We start from the raw sequence: 17507 nt of genomic DNA on the forward strand, positions 1-17507 counted from the left end.
CTCATTTGTATCCTTTTTGTAAATATGTTCATACTCCTGTGCTAAAACAATAAATGTTTACTCCTTAAATATTTTTCCATCCGGCCGCGCTCATCTTCCCTCAGCCGGTCTTCCACCGCCTGCTGATATGTGATCTGATCCACATGCTCCGGAGCATCCAGACTATCCAGTATCGTGTTCGTATACTGCATAAAAGCCGTCTCAATGATCTGCTCATTCGCAACCGCGCGCTCCTCTTTTGTGGCATTTACCATACTGTTTTTCAGTCCTGAGTAAACCTGCCTTGCGCTCACCGCGCTGTCCGTATACGCATGATGCATAGTCCTGCGAAATTCCGGTTTCTGTATTTCTGCCTCATAGAATTGCTGCATGATCGCTGCCTCTTCATCCGAAACCGTTTCCGTAAAGGTTACCTGCGGTCCCTGACGTGCTCCCGCATCTTCTCCTACTGCTTCCGGTTCTGACTGATAGGACGACTGCTCCTTCGATTCTGGTACAGAAACCGTCTCTACGGATGACTGGCTATTATCCTGTGACCGGGATACTGTCATAACGGTCGGCTTTGATGATGAATGCACATTTACTTCCAACATTTTTTGCGGTTTCTCTTCGTAAACATTCAGACCTTCCGGATTGTTTCTGTAAGCTTCTGCTTTGTCTTTCAGGATTGTTGCTCCTTTCTGCAGCAGCGGGCCTCCCTTTTTTACAAGTTCCACACCGCCTTCATACACCGGCTCAGCCAGAACTTCACCCAAAACGCCTCCTGCATTTGCTCCCAGCGCGCCGCCTATGGCCGTCATCTGCATCTTTGCTGCCGGAAAACTGAATGCGGTCATGGCCATCCCGGCCGTTGCTCCAAAGGTCATACCGGCCATGGTGCCTGCCGCGGTTGTTGCACCTCTCACCCTGGTCTTGGCAGCTCTTTCCCTGTATAGGGCCGCTTTACGTTCCAGTGATATATTCTTAAACTGCGGAGCCTCAAAATTATCAATGGTGGCATACTGATCCAGGATCTCCTGCTCTTCTTCCGAGATACCGCTTCCCATTCCGCCAACGCTGCCCCCTGAGCCACCTCTGGATGAAGCGATCGTGCTGCGGGCCCTGGCCGATAAAGCATCAATACGCCCAATTTCTTCCTTCGTCCTGGCATTCTCTCCGCGGAGCCTGGACTGTTCTTCCATACGGACGGACCGCGAATGCTCCGCTTCGCCAATTCCCTGATCCAGTTCCCGGATCCTCGCATATCCTTCCGCCGATGGGGTGTCCCCCCGTTTTTTCTGTTCATTCTGCTCCGCCTGGATCGCCTGTTTTTCAGCCTTCATGGACGCGATCTGTTCATTATCCATAGCGATTTCTTCCCCAATGGACGCGATTTTGGAATCATTGGAGCGGATATCCTCATTTAAAGAATCCTTCTTTCTTCCAAGGGCATCAATACCACTGGCAATATTCTGCGCGGTCGCTGCTGCCTGGGCATGAGGGCTTTTCTCATGTATGTCCTCTTTCGGTGTAGGCTGATATCCAAAAGCGAAGGACGTTTCCGCATCATCCGCATTCAAATCCGGATTATTGCCTATGATATCTTCCATTTCACTCTGGAGTTCCTCGCCCTTGTTTACATCTTCCAGGTCTTTCTTTTTCTGGACATCCGCCAGATCATCCGTCATATCCGCGTTCCTCTTATCGGATTTTGCGTCAGAGGATGCATGGGCCAGCGCACCAGCCGCTGCTCCAATTCCGCTTCCAATGGATCGCATCAGGCTTGTGGCCCCCATAATGGTTCCAAACCCGGCAAGCTCCATTCCCATTCCATTGCCGATATGAAGAAACCCGCGGATGACGCCCCGCGCCGGTATGATACAGCCACAGATAATGAGTGCGATCAGGGCATAACCTTTGCTTTCCTGGGCCGTCCCGATGATCATAAAAAACATGGGGATAAGCAGCAGGCAGGAATCAATCACGGGGTTTAATAAGATTCCCAACACCTGCCGCACCCAATTAGAAATCGTTCCTCTCTCTATCATTTCGAACAGAGCGGCAAATGGGAATAACAGCACCAAAACTACCATGCAGACTGCCGCGGAAATATAGCAGACTGCCAGGTATGCCTGATAAACAACCGCACCTACATATAACATGGAATTGATAAACACGACCTTTCCATTGGGTTTGGCCATTGCGCGGAACTGGCTGATCAGGTTGTAGTCCCCTCCGGAGCCAAAGAAAAATGCATAGGAATTATCCCCCATGTTGACGCCGGATCCGACACTGTCCGCCACCTTAAGGATCAGCGATTGGCTACCTGTCATGATCGCATGGAGCATGGCGTCTCTCAGATATAAAGCAATACCCAAAAGCTGGGGGAACAGAATAAATCCTATACTGCTGGCAACAAACAACTTTGTCATGCCAAGCAGCCGTTCCTTGACCCTTGGATTGCCATTTGAGTAGAGGAAACCAACCAGGTAGTATAAGAATACTGGCACCATGAGCGTAAAAACCAGGTTCCGCAGGTACCCATACATTGCCATGCCCACCAGGCCATATATGTTGCCGGTCCCCATGTCAAAGGAAAACAGCGCCACATCCCCGGTGCGGACAGAGGCACCTCCCACTCTTCCGAATATGATCGCGTTTAAATCGCACCCAAAGGAAGTCAGCAAAAAATTCAACCCATCACCAATTCCAATACAGAACTCCCCAAGAAGCTCAGCAAAAATTCCTCCGTCCAGCATATCCGGTGTACTGGAATCAGGTGCGTCCCCGGCGGAATCGTAAATACTCTGGTCCGCCCGGTCTGTCCACGGACCATCCGCATATGAGGATACCGGCACCATGCACAATGTAAGTACAAATATAAGGAGCAGAAGTCGGATTGTTTTTCTGTTGATGATCTGCACATGTTTCATCTGCTTCATCCCCCCTGTTTCATCCTTGCGTGCTCTGCGATCTTTTCTACATCTGTTTCCACTACATCAAACTCACTGTCTTTTAAATAATCCGCCTGGATGAATACTGCGCGCTTTGTCGGAATATCAACCAGACACAATTCACCATATTTTTTCGCTTCAGAGGTGCCGCCCAGATTGAGTACCGTATCCACCTGGGACTGGGTAAGGTTCGTGGTATCTTTGATGTACTGCCCATCCAGGTAGTTATGACGGAACAGCATAAAGGTCTCCGTAGACTTTAAAATCTCCTCTGTATCCTGGTATTTTGCAAAATCCTTTACGGACTGAAGGATCAGCCATGGAGCCGTATGACGTTTACGCGCCACGCGGTATAAAGCATTTTCAAACATGCGTGCTCCCTCAAATTTCAGGATACGGTGTGCCTCATCCGTAGACACAATGAGTTTCTTTGCCTTATTCGGATTGGTAGAATTTTTCTTGATAAAGTTTTCCTCGATATAAGACTGTACGACCATGATCATATTAATGCGCTCCGTCTCATCCGTGATCTGCGACAGATCGAAGTTATGGAATGGCAGCGACATATCAATAGAAAGCGTGGACTGGCAATCCAGGTATGCCTGGCTGCCATGGATTTCCCGTAGATAATAGATCTTGCCTTCTTCATGATTATTACAGATATGGACACCTCTCTCGGTTCTTTTTAATGTGGACAGCTCTTCTCTTGTAAATTCCTTCATGCAATGAGGACAGTAATACATCTCTCTCACACGATCCTCAAAAATATCCAGAAGCAGGGAAAACGCATTTTCCTTGAAGCTGTCCGTATTTTCCCGCGCATCCAGTAATATCGCCCGGTAAAAATCATGCATCTGGGGCAGCCGCTTCTTTCTTCGTCCCGCCCCAAAGGATCCGCCGGATGCCGGTACTGTTTCATAAAGAGACGCCGCATCCTTGTCCCGTAGGCCGCAGTCAGCATAGATTTTCCGCACATTTTTTGAAATAATGGATTTAATACGGGAATACTCCGTCGGTTCAAATTCACCGACCATGCCATTGGTCGTAAAGCTGGTTGCCAGTACCATCAGGATATTCGTCATGTCCACGATCTTTTCTTCCAGATATAGTGTTGGTATCTCCTCTCCGGTTGCACGGTTATATTCATACTCATCACTGATCTCGAAAAAATTAAGTTGAGAGTCGGAATAATTGGATATCAGATAATTGACTCCGCCTACTGCTTCTGCCACTATGGAATACTCACCTCTCTTTCCATCGCCAGGGAGCGGCTCATAATCAATATTTGCGATATGCACCCCGAAATCCACCTGCCTGGAAAACAGCTGTTTCACGGTTGCCGACTTTCCGTATCCGGACTGCCCCGCGATCACGGCTCCATAGGAGAAATGGGTCTTATCAAACGGGTCAAACGTAACCGGCATTCCAGAATAGATAGATCGGCCAAATACGCAGCCCTTTTCATGGAAATATTCACTTGTGGTATGGTTAAAGATCAGGGATAAATAGGCCTGGCTTAAAATATGTCCCTTGATTGGCTTTTTACTCACATTCAGATTTTTCCCGACAGATATTTTGGCTTCAAAAATTTCATTGAGCGGAAGGGATGTTAAAAATGCTTCCTTGTGCATCGCATAGCAGGAACGGAAACCGATCCCCTTTCCCCTGGAAATAAACTCTGAGATCCGCTCCGTTAAAAGTTTCAGGCTTTCCGCACGGATCAAGAATAAAAAATATGTTTCGAGCAGGGTTGACTGGTCAGAGTCGATCTGTCTGGCCCACCGCTCTGCATCCGCAATCTTTCCATCCAAAATTCTCAGCCTGTTTCTGTCCCGTTCCCCGGACCGCTCCATATCCAGTGACCGGATCCGACGATTGATCTTTTTCTGGGATTCTTCTAAGAGCGGGTCTATGATGACCGTAGACTCCACAAAATCCATATTGAAGATCCCGGCAAAGCTATGGGCAAACCGCCCCTCCACTGGAAGTTTGTCGATATAGAGACCGGCATAATAAAGTTCAATCCCGTTATCATCCAGTGTCATGTAAGATACCGGCATGGTATTTGCGCCATCCGGTGCAAGCACCTGTAAAATCCCGGCACGCTCTTTTATGGGCTTTGGCGTATTCCTCGTCCCGCTATGGAAAACAGTATCTCCTGTTTTGTCTTCCTCCTCTTCTTTCTTCTGCTTTTTCTTAGACCAGATATGCACGATCAGTAATGTCACGCCCGACAAAACACAGATGCACAGGCTGAGCATCATAAGAAAATCAACCATTTTGCAGTCCTCCATATAACATTTCATCAATCAATTCATCTGTGAAAGATTCCTCTAAATCCGTGTCCTCCCGGTATGGCATGATCCGGCTGTCCCAGTTAGACTCCAGCAGATCAGCATAGTGGTATCTGTTTCCGGAAATTGGATGATAATGCGTATGGAGCATATTAAAAAGTTCCGCTTTACTGCAGGGCACCGCTTTTACATCACACTCCGCCAGGTTGTGGAGCAGCTTTTTGATATCTTCTTTTAAATGTTTTGTAGCCTCCTGATACAGCTCCTCTTTCGTTAGGACCGCTGCCAGGTCCGGCGGAGCGCTCCAGGAAAGTACATATGTTTGAATAAGGTTCTGCCTGGCTGCATCCGGTCCTGACACTTTCGCGATATAGGCCAGCTGGCTTTCCACATGACGGATGCGCCAACTGTATGCTTTTATCTTTTTCTGGAGCAGGAGCAGCTGTTTGGAACGCTCCCGGGTTTCTGCGGAATCAAAATCACTCCTTACCGTTTCAAATTCTTTCCGGAGGGCCTTATAATCTTCATTCGTCTCAAAAAGCATGTCCTGAAGACCGGTTAAGATCTTCTCATATTCCCGGACAGTACCATCCATGTTAATGTCTTCCCCATATATGCGGTATGTAACCCTTGATGTAAATTCTGAAATAAAGGCAGCATAATTATTTTTGACCCTTACTTTTTCGCCAATCGGCTTCGTATAAAAATCGCTGCCACCGCATTTTAGCACCACAACAAATTTCTTCCCGCCATTTGTCACGATGAACCCCGGCCCGATCTCCTCAATCGGTACCAGTTCATCCGTCTGGGCAAACAGTCCTCTTTCTTCCGTTTCTGCCTTTTTTGTCTTTAAGTTCTTTTTTCTCATCCGGATAAGCCAGATGGCAGCTATTCCCAGGACCAGAATGGTCAGCCCTAAAAACGCAGCCGTAAGCCTGGTAAGATGATTGATACTTTCCATCTTAGAATTCTTCCTCCCATTCCGTATCTTTGTAATAAGTTCTGCGGTTCAAATGGTGCGCAATCATGCTGATGATAAGCTCATCGGCGGTACGTCCGCCAAATGCCAGCAGGGAACTTCCAAAATCCGGGACCGGAAATGTAACCCCGATAAAAAGACCTGCCTCAAGCATCACGCCAAGCCACACACCCAGAAAAGCCAAGTGGATCATTGCTGTGATCTTAAATAGAAGATAGGCAACTACCCCGCCGCCCAGGCACACCAGTAATGATTTGTTTGAAAAGATCCACCATTTTGTCACATCCGTAAAATCCGGCGGTCGTAATTCTGTCAGCTGATCCATGCCACTCCTCCATTTCTAATGCTGCAGCATTCCCAAAAACAAATTGATAAGTCCCATAAAGCAGCTGATACAGAAGAACACGATCACTTTTGTTCCAACCACGTCAATAAATTGATGTTTCCCATGACCGGCATCATTTGCCGCCAGCTTAATTCCCGCTATGATCAATGACAGAACCATCCCGCCTATGGACAAATACAGGCATAAACTGTAAAAAGAGGCGATCGGGCTCTGTAACGCTTCGCTGTCACTAAACCCAAAGTCGGATACCTGATCGTATGGATCCAGCTCGATCTGCCCATCTCCCATTCCAAAATCCATATCCGACAGTCCTGCGCTGGTTGAAGACTCTGTGATTTCTGCCTGTTCGGTTGACTCTGCCGGTTCCGCATAAGCACTCATTTTCATCACACCGGCCAATAAAATAGAACTCGCTAAAACAATTCCGATCCATGCACCTAGCCGTTTTTTTCTACTGGAACGCATCGCCAGCCGCCTTATAAACCAGACTTACAAAGAAGATTGCCCCAAACGCGCAGATCATACCCACGAAGATCCGAAATATCTTCTGCTTTGTTTGCTTCGCGTCAGAGGTATCACCAAATGACAGTTTTACGCCTGCATAGATAAACAACAGTACAAAAAGTCCCACCGCCACCACAATCGCAAAGGAATAGCCGCTTCGGAATACATCCTGCACCTTCGTGATTGCTTCCGTAAAAAGACCTCCGCTTGTCGCATCTTCTTTCATCCAGTTTGCATCCTGGACCGTCTCCGCATAAGAGCAGATCGTCATCATTCCACTTAAGACTGCCGCCTGCATGGTCAGAAGTGCCTTCCTTCCATTTTCTTTCCATCTTCTGAACATTCCTGATGTCCTCCTTCATCTTTTCTTTTTCTATTGGTTATGAACAGTTTCTGCCCATATCCAGAGCCCCAACCTGATTGGAATACTGGATATATGCAGAATACGCAGAAATTCATGGGAAACTGCTGCAGATGCAGCAGCCTTCCCATAAACAAACAAATTACTCGTCGGAATCTTCTTCGGAATTTTCTTCCATCTCATCTTCCTGTGTTTCCTCTTCCTGAGTTTCTTCCTCTTTTGTCTGCTGATTGCCCGGACCCGTATGCAACGTTACCAGATGAATGAAATTGTTTTCATCATCCTTGGTCCAGATGCACCAGCCCTTATAAATTTTCATATCCTCCGTATATGGTTTCAGAAAATTCATAAACAGAGACAGTTTTTCATAAAAGCACGCTCCGCTTTCCGCAGTCGTCTTGACATCAATAGCTGATACAAAGTTATCATTCTTCATGTCCGAGATGCTCATCGTCTGTCCTTCAAACGAAACTTTTACCGTATCGACCTTCTGGGCACCTGCATTCATAATGTTCAGCGCGCGTCTTAAACTGTTGCTGTTTGCCTGAAATTCATACTGCACGGTTTCCGTATTTCGGAAAGCCGCTTCATACATCCGCTTATCAACAGCGCTCTGTGTATTCAGGCGAAGCTGATAGATCGCATCCGGCCACTTAAGAGCGATACCGATGATGCTTTTATGTTCCTCATCAAACTGGAATGAAATACCGAGCTGGTTATAGCTTTTATTGCATGCCAGAATTTTGATCAGAGTTCCAGGGTTGATCGTCAGATAGGTCGAGATTGCATCCACATAGGGCTTATAAACTTCCTCTTTCACCTCAGACCGGTCCTTACTTTCAAAACGGACCATTGTGGGAGATAAATCCACCGTCAGCATCGTGTTCTGGCGATCTGTTGACGCCATTTTCAAAATCGGGCCCTCTCCGGATAATACCGGAAGGAAGCCGATCCCGCTTTTCGTAGTCGCCATATGGGGTAAATACTGTGAGATCTTCTCCAACGGAATGCTCATACTAAATGCATCCGTTTTCGGATTTTTCACTTTGGTCGGCTCTTCCACGAAGCTTACCGGGATCTGAATCGCCGGCTTTTGGGAAAGCAGTGTCACCTGCTTTTCCTCAAACTGCATATATACAATGTCGGTCTGCTCCGCAACGGCTCTGACCGAACCGGCAAACCGCGCCGGCAGATAAACCGAAATTTTCTCAACCGGCATCATCTCGCCCTTTTCATCAAGTCCTTTGATCTTGGCCTCGAACTTCACGCTGGCAGTGGTCGTTTTTCCCTCTACGGAAAACATGCACGGGTAACCTTTTGCCGTTGCCTTATTACTGGCCAGAAAGCTGATAACCCCATCTTCAATCGTGATCTTATCCATCAGTTCCAACATCTTTTCGCTGGTAGCCGCAACGATCATCATCTTACTCATATGTTTCCCCTTTCTCTTCTACTGAATTTTCCAGTTCATCTGTTGAAATCCGCTCATGCGTCTGCATATCCATTTCATACATTTCCAAAATCATCTTCTTGGCTTCATTCATGGTGCCGTCCATATCTACCTGGCCACCATCCCATTCTGAAAAATCGGAATGGTATAACTGGTAATCATAGCCATCTTCTGATACCTGGACATATAAATAGCCCTTATTACCCAACTTCCAGGCACACTCATCTTCCGTAATCTCCGGCTCCGGAGTACAGGTTGCCTTGCATCGTTCCAGACGTTCTGCCAGTTCGCAGATATGATAAACTTCTCTACCGAAACGCAGATGATATTCATCCATGTAACCGCAAGCCATAATGGCTGTGCTGTTTGGATACTTCAACTCCACATACGCACCATCCGGGATCTGAAACAGCTCCCGGTAATTCGGATCAATGAAGCGGATCATGCGTGTCTCATCCGCTTTATCATTTTTATATTGGTTCATAATGTTCTCCCTCTTTAAAAATCAAACAAAGAAAAAATATTTGCCATACCTGCCATGGGCTGCTTTTGCGCTACTACCACTGCCGGTTCCTCGTTTCCCGGCTCCTGCAGATCCATAAAATCTTCATCCCACTGGCCGAACAGATTTTCAAACATCTCATCTTCCTTTGCTTTTTTACGTCGCTCCACCTCTTCTTTTCCAAGCAGCTCCTCATATACCTGCATCGTTACATAGGACTCAGCCTGTTTGTCCGAACTGTGAAGCACATCAAACATCTTTTGCAGGGCACTTCCAGACTTTACGTCCTGATCCGCCAGGCTTGACGCCAGCGCGACTCTCGCATCGACACCCTCCGCCATGGCAGAAATCCCTTCCACGGAGAACTTTCCCTGAATAGCTGCCGTTGCTACCTGCTTCTCCGCGATCAGCTCAATCACTTTCGCCTGCGCGGTTCCTTCGTAAGCCATATAGTATGTTCTGCATTCCATGGTCTGGTTCATCCTGTAGTGACGTCTGGAAGCCTGCCAGACAGTAAAAAGGCTGTATCCCAGCTGATAAAAGATCAGGGTCGGGTAGTTGTATTTCTTCCCGCCTTCCGTCCAGCACAGATCAACGCCCGTTTCAATGAGCTTTGGATTGGTGATAAATACTTCCACGCCATCCTTTGCCTGCTCACGGATCCAGTTTTCCCGTTTTAATGCTCCCGGGCTCTCCGCTTCCACAACAACGGCAAAGATCCCAGCGGCTTCCAGGATATCCCGAAGCCGGTGCGTGACGTTCCATTCATTTTTTCCGGAGCATTCAGCAAATACTACGGATTTTCTTCCTTCCGAAAGTTCTGATTTTATCAGTTCAATGAGTTTTTCTTCTTTCGGCAGAAGTTTTTCTCCCGAACGGTATTCATCGTGCTGGGCGGCTCTGATCAGAATGTCTCCATCGACCGGATTACGGATTTCTTCATTTCCATATGGCATATCAGGATAAAAAAGCCCGTACTGTAATGCCTGGCTGAGCAATGCAAACCCGCCGCTTTCTCTCCGTTTTGCATACGAAGTCAGCCTCGATACCAGAATGGAATGATCCCGGGCCACGTCTCTTGCCATTGGAACGGTCACAACCATCTCCTTTAGATCCGGCAAATAGGATGACATGTCCGAAAGATCCAGAAAAACGGCACAATCCAGCAAAAAGTCTGTAAAGATTGTTGGGCTGATTCCCGGCTTTGTTTTTGGTGACGACAAGCTTCGACCGCGGGCAGATACTTTCTCCGCAAGATTCTCATCCGAAGAAGAGCCCGCATATTCATAGCGCTGCTCCACTTTTCCGTATTGCTTGGAAAAATTCGCAACATCCGTCCACCGGTATCCCTTTGATGTCATTTTCCACGGTGCCAACCGGTAAATCAGATAATAAAGATCCTCAGCCTTTCCGCCAGCAATGGTTCCTGTCAATGCAAGTTGTTTCTTCGTTGCCTTGATCAGGCAGTGCATTGCATTTCCCTGGGCACTGTCTCCGTCCTTACACACATGGCACTCATCAAAGACAGCAATGTCAAAATATCCTTTCATGTATTTTTTAATGAACGAAGCAGGCGAGTATTTTCTTACCCCATCTCTTTCTGAAACGGATATCGGTTCCGTTTCATTCTCTGCGTAATACTTTCTTGCATATTCTTTATGTACCCAGACTGTAGTCTTTCCTTTTTGGGCTTTGTTTCTATAGCAGGTTGCCCGGTGCCAGGGGCTGATTTTCTTTGCACCGATGTTTTTCACATGCGGCATCCATAAAGATTCCCCGCACCAGATGCAGTTTGAATTCCGCCCTGTTTTATACGCAAAGTCATTAGCTGTCAGTCCGCAGATTCCGCCGGATGCTGTATAGGCAGCAAGCACTTCTCCACAATACGGGCATTTCATTCCGTAGATCGTCTCGATCTTAGTTGTACTTTTTTCAAAATCCTTTCCACCACAGGAAACGCATTTTCGGACGGGCATATTATCTAAGCCGCAATCCGGATTCGTACACTTTTTCATATACGCCATCTTGGCAATTTCCTTTTTCGGTACCGGCTTCAAGCTATAGGAGAGCTTTGCAAAATCTTTCGAGAGAATATAAAATTCTTTTCCAACCCTCTGACTTCCGCGCTTTCTAAGCTCCAGCAGCTGAGAAAAATCAGTTACGATCGTTGCCTTTGCATATGGGATCTGACGCTCGATCTCCCCTTTCCATTTTTCAAGGAGGTGACCGGGACACATAACGAGATTCCTGTACTTCACCAGGGATTCATCCATATAAATATCCTTGAGTACTTTATGGCTGCGTTGCATTTCCTTCTGCACAAAATAGCTTTCGCAGATTGCAGCAGCCTGCGCTGTCTTTCCGGTTCCCATGCCCTCACAGATGATAGAAAACGGTGCGCCATTTAATAGGTGTGTAGTAACACCATTCACCATGGCTGCCTGCTGTGGATAGAGTCTGATGGAATTTAAGGTAAAAGCATCTACTTCACCTTTCAGTTCACTTTCCGGATCCAGAAGCTTTTCAAGATTTTCCACGAGTGTCGTCCCGTACTGGCGGAAGTATTCATCCATGCTGTTAAAGTTGATAGCTTTCTGTTCCTTCTTTGATATCCAGATCTGCTTTTGCTGAAACAGGACCTGAATGGCGGACTTTAACGCTTCATAATCAAAAGTCGTAAGGTCATATATCTGCATTTCTCTCAGATCATCCGTACCCTGCAGAGAATATTCCGTTTCAATACACTCCGTATGAAGCCGGTTGGAATAGGCATTGATCAGTCCCTCTTGCAGTGCATACGAAAGGATTGGCTTCCCCCACCACTTAAGCAGCGGCAACGGGTATTTTTTCATCAAGATTTCATAAAGTTCCTCTCCTGCTGTTTCTTCTTTTGAAACAAACAAATCGTTTCCAATCGCTGCGTTCAAGATCACTCCATGATAGAACCGTTCTTTTCCGCGCATGATCGGCACATAATAAGCTTTGTAGGTGCCAAATACGTTGTACCTTTCCTCCGGACCATTTTTATTCAGCCAGATTGTGCTGCTCTCTGAAGTACACATCGTACTTCCTATTGCCTTTGCTTCCTGCAGCGTCCGGGTAAAATAACTGATGTAGGCCACCTTAAGTCCGCGGATCAGCATTCGCTCCAGATATGCCTCAAACATGCCGATTTTGATCATTCCGTTTTTCATCACACTGCCCTCCCTATGCTAACTCTCGGATCGTCCCGAAATTATCGATCACATGCAGCGTGATCTGGTTGCGTGTTGTGACTAAAACAGAATGAATATCCCCATCATCATTGATCTCCGGAGTTTCGATCTGAACCGGCTTTGCCTGTCCTCTTTGCAGGTGTAAATCACCGCGGTCTTCATTTCCAGCCAGGCCCTGTCCGCCTCCCGCAATCGCAGATAGATACAGCAGATCTTTTTTCAGCGGAACAATTGGCTTTCCAAGACCAACCGACTGGTATGCATTGGTCTGCAGAGCTTTTTTAAGCACTGGTACCAATGCACTCGTGTTATGAAGCAGGATTGCCTCGTCGAATTCCTTCGTGGTAAAGAGCTCAATCTCGCTCTCCAGCGACACTGGGACTTCCATGCGTGTATCTGGGTCTTTGGGAATGTACGGAATATTTTCAAGCGGCGCTCCAGGATTTGCACTCATCCATTCCTCGTACTCTTTCCGGTATAGTCCGATCGATGCACGCTTCTGGCCAATGAAAACCACCTGTTTGTATTTCGCAAACTCCTCATCGTCAAAGCGATAGAAGGCCACAGGCTTAAACCTTGCCAGCAGAGACTTTGCAAATTCATCCAGGTTCATTGTGGTAAGGGAAACAACCAGGACAAGATATCCTTTCGTTTTCATTAACTGGAAGATGCGTTCAATAAATAGTCTTTCCAACCTTGTTGATCCATCATCTCCACCTACGCCATATGGCGGATTGGCAAAACATAATGTAAATGCCCGGTTCGATGCCCGGATCCCGCCAATGAAATCGGCACATACTGGAAATTCAATCTCCTGCTTATACTGCTCAAAGGTTTCCCGATTCAGTTCCACGCCAAATGTATGGACAGAACCGGCTTCATCTGCTCTCTCGCACTGACTTAAAAACGCCTTCAGTGCTTCTGCATTGCCAAACGATGGTTCCAAAACGCAGCATTCTCCCTGCAAGCGAAATAGCCTTCCTATTTTAGCGGCATGCACCGGATCCGTGTAGTAAGCCCCAAGCTTACTGTCATTAAATACCGTTCTTGAGAACGTATTCTGTTTGATGATTTGCTCCATCACCGTTTCCTCCTTTTGGAATAGTCTTAAAATAAAAAAATCCCAGTTATCGCTAACCGGGATTTGAATATAAAAAAATAGACTATTCCCTCCAAAGACCCATATGGGCCACCCACCGCCAAAAGCGGTTTCTTTGAAAAAAATAATCTAATGCACTAATTATAACAAAGCAATTCTAAGATTGCAATATCGAAACTGGCAACATACTCACTGCATATCCTGATAACTTATTAACCCCCGCTTCAATTTCTGAATAATTGAAGTGGGGGCTTTTGATGATCCTGACTCGTGGAATATGTTGCACTGGCATCTGGAATTTCAGGCAGCCCTGCCCTCTCTTCCTGCCAAAATCGGTTGAAGTTATTGAAAATCTATATGTCCCCAATCGATGCATCCGTCTACCTGGTTCTCCAGAAGGTAACGTATCAGTTTCACGCAGGTTTCCCGCGGGTCAGCATCAATCTCATCACGAACATCCATCAGGTAATCTTCATACCAGTTATAAGGATAAATGTCCCCATAAGTTTCTCTGTAGTCTTCTTCCGGATCTTCGTCATACACCTCTTCCGGATCGTGATCAAACGTAACCGCAATATGCTCAAGCTCATTTATATCTGCCTCGTGGTCGTAGAGGTAGTAAAGGAATGAATCACTACCGCCCATTCCGCTATAGGCCCGCGAAAACCATTCGCCTGCAAGTTCCTCCTCATCTGATCCATTTCTATGCCATCCGCTCAAATCACCAACAAACGCTTCCAGAAGCTGCTCCGGACGCTTAAAACCGGCTTTAAAGGTATAATGCAGCAGAGCATGATACTGCTCATCTGTAAGCTTTGGGCTTATATCTCTGTCTGCTTTTGTTGCAAGGTCGGCCGTTCGCTGTTCTCTGTCTAATATCATTTTTTCGTGTCTCCCTTTAAGCATAATATTTTCTAATGCTGTATTGTTTATTCTCTAGGTGTCCCAATCCAGTCGATTTTTTGACCGCATCTATGACAATAATTCGTCAATCTTGCTGCATTTGGTCCCCATCTCAAACGGGTAGCACAACTGGAGCATGTATACAGAGTACCTTTTTTGTCATCATGTAACGCTGCAAGCGGATGAACCTCTATTCCCTTTTTGATCGCTCTCTTTGCACTTTCCAAGGTTTCGTAAAATTTCTTTACTATTTCCTCTGTTCCATTTATTTTAACATTCATTTTCTGAATCATCTGTAATGCCTCATTTTCCAACATCTGACATACACCTCCGCATTTCATTTTGCAAAATATCTGTAAACTAACATAGTTTTCACGCAATTTTACATTAAATATCTATTTCGTTAATCAAGCATACATTTATTTTTGATAGGCAAAAAGAGCCTCCTCTCAGGGAAGCTCTTAGGGAAATATCTTTTAATGTATTGTTTTTGCATAAAGAGAGTTTTGTAGCTCTACAATTTTAATGCATTATAAATATCATTAACGTTATAATCCGGAGCAAGTCAGGTGCTACATTCATAATTTTTTGAATTAAAGGAACGTCTTGCTCAACAAGATCATTTGCAACTTCCTCTGCAGAAGAAAATTTCTGCATTTTTACACAAACTTTTAATTATTCTACTCCTGTTACTAATGCCAGAACTCTCGCTCCAGCCACTTCCTGGTCCTAACGACCTGTTTTTGATAACTAATAATGTATAATATTATCTTACCATAACTAAAACAAAGTCTCAAGATTTCCTCTGATATTTCGCCATTACTATGTACCTTGTATCAATTTACATAAGTATGGAGAACGGTAATGCATTTAACTGCGCTTTTTTCATTGATGAGTTTATGCAGACAGATATAAATTTTACTTATTCCCCTCATATTCTAATCTTTGATTTCCTACCGTCAATCACTCTCCATTTCAAGCTACTAAAACTTAATTTGTTGATTTTTGTCCTCTGCTTTAGTATAATAATAATAATTTCACATGTGTTTTTACTATTTTTAGTAATAACAAATTTTGTTATTATGAAAGAGGTGATATTTTGGAAGGTCGAGTATATAACTTTATGGGTAGTAGAAAAGCAGATGAAAATGTTCCTGATCAGGACTTGGGCAGCACCACAGGATCTAATTTTGATGACGTTAAAGCTGACACTGCGAAGCCTGATAGTCAGGATAATTTTTCTTCTGTATACCCTACCGATACTTCAACTGATACTGAACAAAGCGATCATAACGGCCCTGTCATTAGTGAACAAGAAGGACATAATGGTCCTATTGTAAGCGATATAGATGGCTTATATACGTATGGCCAACTTGCCAAATTGTTAAATAAACCGGAGAATAATCTGCGGTACTTAATCAATACTTTCCGTGATTATATTCATCCTGTTCCAGTTACAACTTCAGCAAGTGCTAAACGTGCAAATTTCAAATATTCAGAGTCTGATTATGCTACCCTCAAACAAATTATTGCCTATAAAGAGAAAGGCATTCAAAATGCTGAAATCATGAAGCTTTTAGAAGATAATCCGCCTGATAATAGCAATGATAATGAGGATGATCAGATTGATATTATTGGAAAGCGATTCCTGGCTTTATATAAGAATAAACTTTCTGAACGTGATCAACAGATTATTAATGAATTTGCTTTGGTTAACTCCAGAAATCAAAAAGCTATAGAAAGCCTGCTCCAAAAAGTTAGCGATGTTTATTTAGATCAAAAGGAATTTTATGAATCTGCACTTTCCGAGACAAAAAAACAAAATGAAATTCTTAAAGAGCAAAATGACAAACTGCAAAAACAGTTAACTGATGCGCAAAATATTATATCGTCTTCGAAAGAAGCATACGAACGCAACAGTCAAGTTATTAATGATGCACAGGAAATCATATTGAGACAATCTGAATATATTGAAAAATTAAAGGATGATCTTTCACATGATGATGATCAAGCTTCAGAAAAGAAAGGCTTTTTTTCAAGATTATTTGGGCTTTAACCTGATTCCATCTTACAAATTTATATTCTATACCTATAAAAGCAATCATACCTAATGATTGCTTTTTCTTTTAATTCACTTGATTTCCACCACTCTCCTACTCTCATCTTTATTCCAGCTCGAATCTCTTTAAATCGCACAGACATATGTTTACCATTTATTCATCAATCGAGCTTTTTATGATAATAATAATTTATCTTTATCTTTTTGTATGTATAATACATTTATTATTACTAAATATGATAATAATGTTATTACTATATTTGATAATAATAAATACGTTTATCTTTCCCCCTTAATCCAAATATGATAATAATATTATCATTATTATTTTGTAATCCGTAGATCGTATTCTTATTATCAAATTTGATAACTCATTTATTATGTTTTTGTAGTAGTTGTTCTTTTTCGCATTTATTATTATCATTTTTGTGAAATTTATTTATTTTCATGTATGGTAAATTTCTTCCATGGATCACGATTAGCTTAATTCATAAAGCAAATCTGTAGACATGCTTTATTGGCAAAATGCATTTTATAAATCCGCAAAGCTCATTATTTATGTTTTATCAAAAGCAGGAGAGCAGAACTGCCATCAAAACACGATTTTTATGCAACCAAAATGCCATTATTACGCAATTATTGCGCCATTTCACAGAGCAAAAGTTATGGTATGCCATTTATACGCCATTGATATGACATTTATACGCCATTGATATGACATTTTTACGCCATTTTAATGCGACCATAGTGCCACCATCACGCCATATTTGTGCCATTTATTGGATTATATTTGGTTTAATTCCATTGGTAAATTGATAATAATATTGACATTTTCATAAATAGACAGTATTATAATAGTAAC

Annotated in this window: 13 protein-coding genes; 1 reads left to right on the forward strand and 12 read right to left on the reverse strand. The window is 44.2% G+C overall.

Translation table 11 applies throughout. The annotated features are described in order from the left end of the window. Positions 1-41: 41 nt before the first annotated feature. From WMO41_RS09805 to WMO41_RS09860, 12 genes are all read right to left on the reverse strand, one after another. Positions 42-2921, reverse strand: a complete 2880-nt coding sequence (locus tag WMO41_RS09805; RefSeq protein ID WP_349229586.1) for a hypothetical protein — start codon at positions 2919-2921, stop codon at positions 42-44. Next, positions 2918-5212, reverse strand: coding sequence for a putative type IV secretion/conjugal transfer ATPase (locus WMO41_RS09810; protein ID WP_349229587.1), 2295 nt, complete (start codon positions 5210-5212; stop codon positions 2918-2920). The genes WMO41_RS09805 and WMO41_RS09810 overlap by 4 nt, the downstream gene beginning before the upstream one ends. Next, positions 5205-6188 (reverse strand): hypothetical protein, encoded by a 984-nt coding sequence (locus WMO41_RS09815; protein WP_349229588.1) that lies wholly within the window; start codon positions 6186-6188, stop codon positions 5205-5207. The genes WMO41_RS09810 and WMO41_RS09815 overlap by 8 nt, the downstream gene beginning before the upstream one ends. Position 6189: 1 nt before the next feature. Next, the gene (locus tag WMO41_RS09820; protein WP_349229589.1) at positions 6190-6531 is read right to left on the reverse strand and encodes a hypothetical protein; all 342 of its coding nucleotides are present in this window, start codon (positions 6529-6531) and stop codon (positions 6190-6192) included. Positions 6532-6546: 15 nt separating this feature from the next. Next, the gene (locus WMO41_RS09825; RefSeq protein ID WP_349229590.1) at positions 6547-7017 is read right to left on the reverse strand and encodes a hypothetical protein; all 471 of its coding nucleotides are present in this window, start codon (positions 7015-7017) and stop codon (positions 6547-6549) included. After that, positions 7004-7399: a hypothetical protein gene (locus tag WMO41_RS09830; RefSeq protein WP_118542796.1), complete on the reverse strand. Its 396-nt coding sequence runs from the start codon at positions 7397-7399 to the stop codon at positions 7004-7006. The genes WMO41_RS09825 and WMO41_RS09830 overlap by 14 nt, the downstream gene beginning before the upstream one ends. A 160-nt stretch (positions 7400-7559) precedes the next feature. Next, positions 7560-8849, reverse strand: coding sequence for a peptidase associated/transthyretin-like domain-containing protein (locus WMO41_RS09835; protein WP_349229591.1), 1290 nt, complete (start codon positions 8847-8849; stop codon positions 7560-7562). Then, on the reverse strand, positions 8842-9351 hold the full coding sequence (locus WMO41_RS09840; protein ID WP_349229592.1) for an LPD16 domain-containing protein: 510 nt from the start codon (positions 9349-9351) through the stop codon (positions 8842-8844). Before WMO41_RS09840 ends, WMO41_RS09835 begins: the two co-directional genes overlap by 8 nt. Before the next feature lie 14 nt (positions 9352-9365). Next, a complete protein-coding gene (locus WMO41_RS09845; protein ID WP_349229593.1) occupies positions 9366-12563 on the reverse strand; it encodes a DEAD/DEAH box helicase in 3198 nt (1065 codons plus the stop codon). Positions 12564-12576: 13 nt separating this feature from the next. Then, the gene (locus WMO41_RS09850) at positions 12577-13812 is read right to left on the reverse strand and encodes a DUF6094 domain-containing protein (protein WP_435436148.1); all 1236 of its coding nucleotides are present in this window, start codon (positions 13810-13812) and stop codon (positions 12577-12579) included. A 213-nt stretch (positions 13813-14025) separates the two neighbouring features. Next, complete coding sequence (locus tag WMO41_RS09855) at positions 14026-14565, reverse strand: hypothetical protein (protein WP_349229595.1); 540 nt, start codon at positions 14563-14565, stop codon at positions 14026-14028. A 47-nt stretch (positions 14566-14612) separates the two neighbouring features. Further along, positions 14613-14903, reverse strand: coding sequence for a hypothetical protein (locus WMO41_RS09860; RefSeq protein WP_349229596.1), 291 nt, complete (start codon positions 14901-14903; stop codon positions 14613-14615). 782 nt (positions 14904-15685) lie between these two features. Between WMO41_RS09860 and WMO41_RS09865 the strand changes: the two genes are divergently transcribed. Next, complete coding sequence (locus WMO41_RS09865) at positions 15686-16642, forward strand: MerR family transcriptional regulator (protein WP_349229597.1); 957 nt, start codon at positions 15686-15688, stop codon at positions 16640-16642. Positions 16643-17507 lie beyond the last annotated feature (865 nt).

The sequence above is a fragment of the Ventrimonas faecis genome, from assembly GCF_040096075.1.
In the GTDB taxonomy this organism is placed as follows: domain Bacteria; phylum Bacillota; class Clostridia; order Lachnospirales; family Lachnospiraceae; genus Brotaphodocola; species Brotaphodocola faecis.

Coding starts and splice junctions, on each gene's coding strand:
- WMO41_RS09820 (WP_349229589.1), bottom strand. CDS start 6,531: ATGGATCAGCTGACAGAATTACGACCGCCGGATTTTACGGATGTGACA.
- WMO41_RS09830 (WP_118542796.1), bottom strand. CDS start 7,399: ATGTTCAGAAGATGGAAAGAAAATGGAAGGAAGGCACTTCTGACCATG.
- WMO41_RS09825 (WP_349229590.1), bottom strand. CDS start 7,017: ATGCGTTCCAGTAGAAAAAAACGGCTAGGTGCATGGATCGGAATTGTT.
- WMO41_RS09805 (WP_349229586.1), bottom strand. CDS start 2,921: ATGAAGCAGATGAAACATGTGCAGATCATCAACAGAAAAACAATCCGA.
- WMO41_RS09840 (WP_349229592.1), bottom strand. CDS start 9,351: ATGAACCAATATAAAAATGATAAAGCGGATGAGACACGCATGATCCGC.
- WMO41_RS09835 (WP_349229591.1), bottom strand. CDS start 8,849: ATGAGTAAGATGATGATCGTTGCGGCTACCAGCGAAAAGATGTTGGAA.
- WMO41_RS09845 (WP_349229593.1), bottom strand. CDS start 12,563: ATGAAAAACGGAATGATCAAAATCGGCATGTTTGAGGCATATCTGGAG.
- WMO41_RS09860 (WP_349229596.1), bottom strand. CDS start 14,903: ATGTTGGAAAATGAGGCATTACAGATGATTCAGAAAATGAATGTTAAA.
- WMO41_RS09815 (WP_349229588.1), bottom strand. CDS start 6,188: ATGGAAAGTATCAATCATCTTACCAGGCTTACGGCTGCGTTTTTAGGG.
- WMO41_RS09810 (WP_349229587.1), bottom strand. CDS start 5,212: ATGGTTGATTTTCTTATGATGCTCAGCCTGTGCATCTGTGTTTTGTCG.
- WMO41_RS09855 (WP_349229595.1), bottom strand. CDS start 14,565: ATGATATTAGACAGAGAACAGCGAACGGCCGACCTTGCAACAAAAGCA.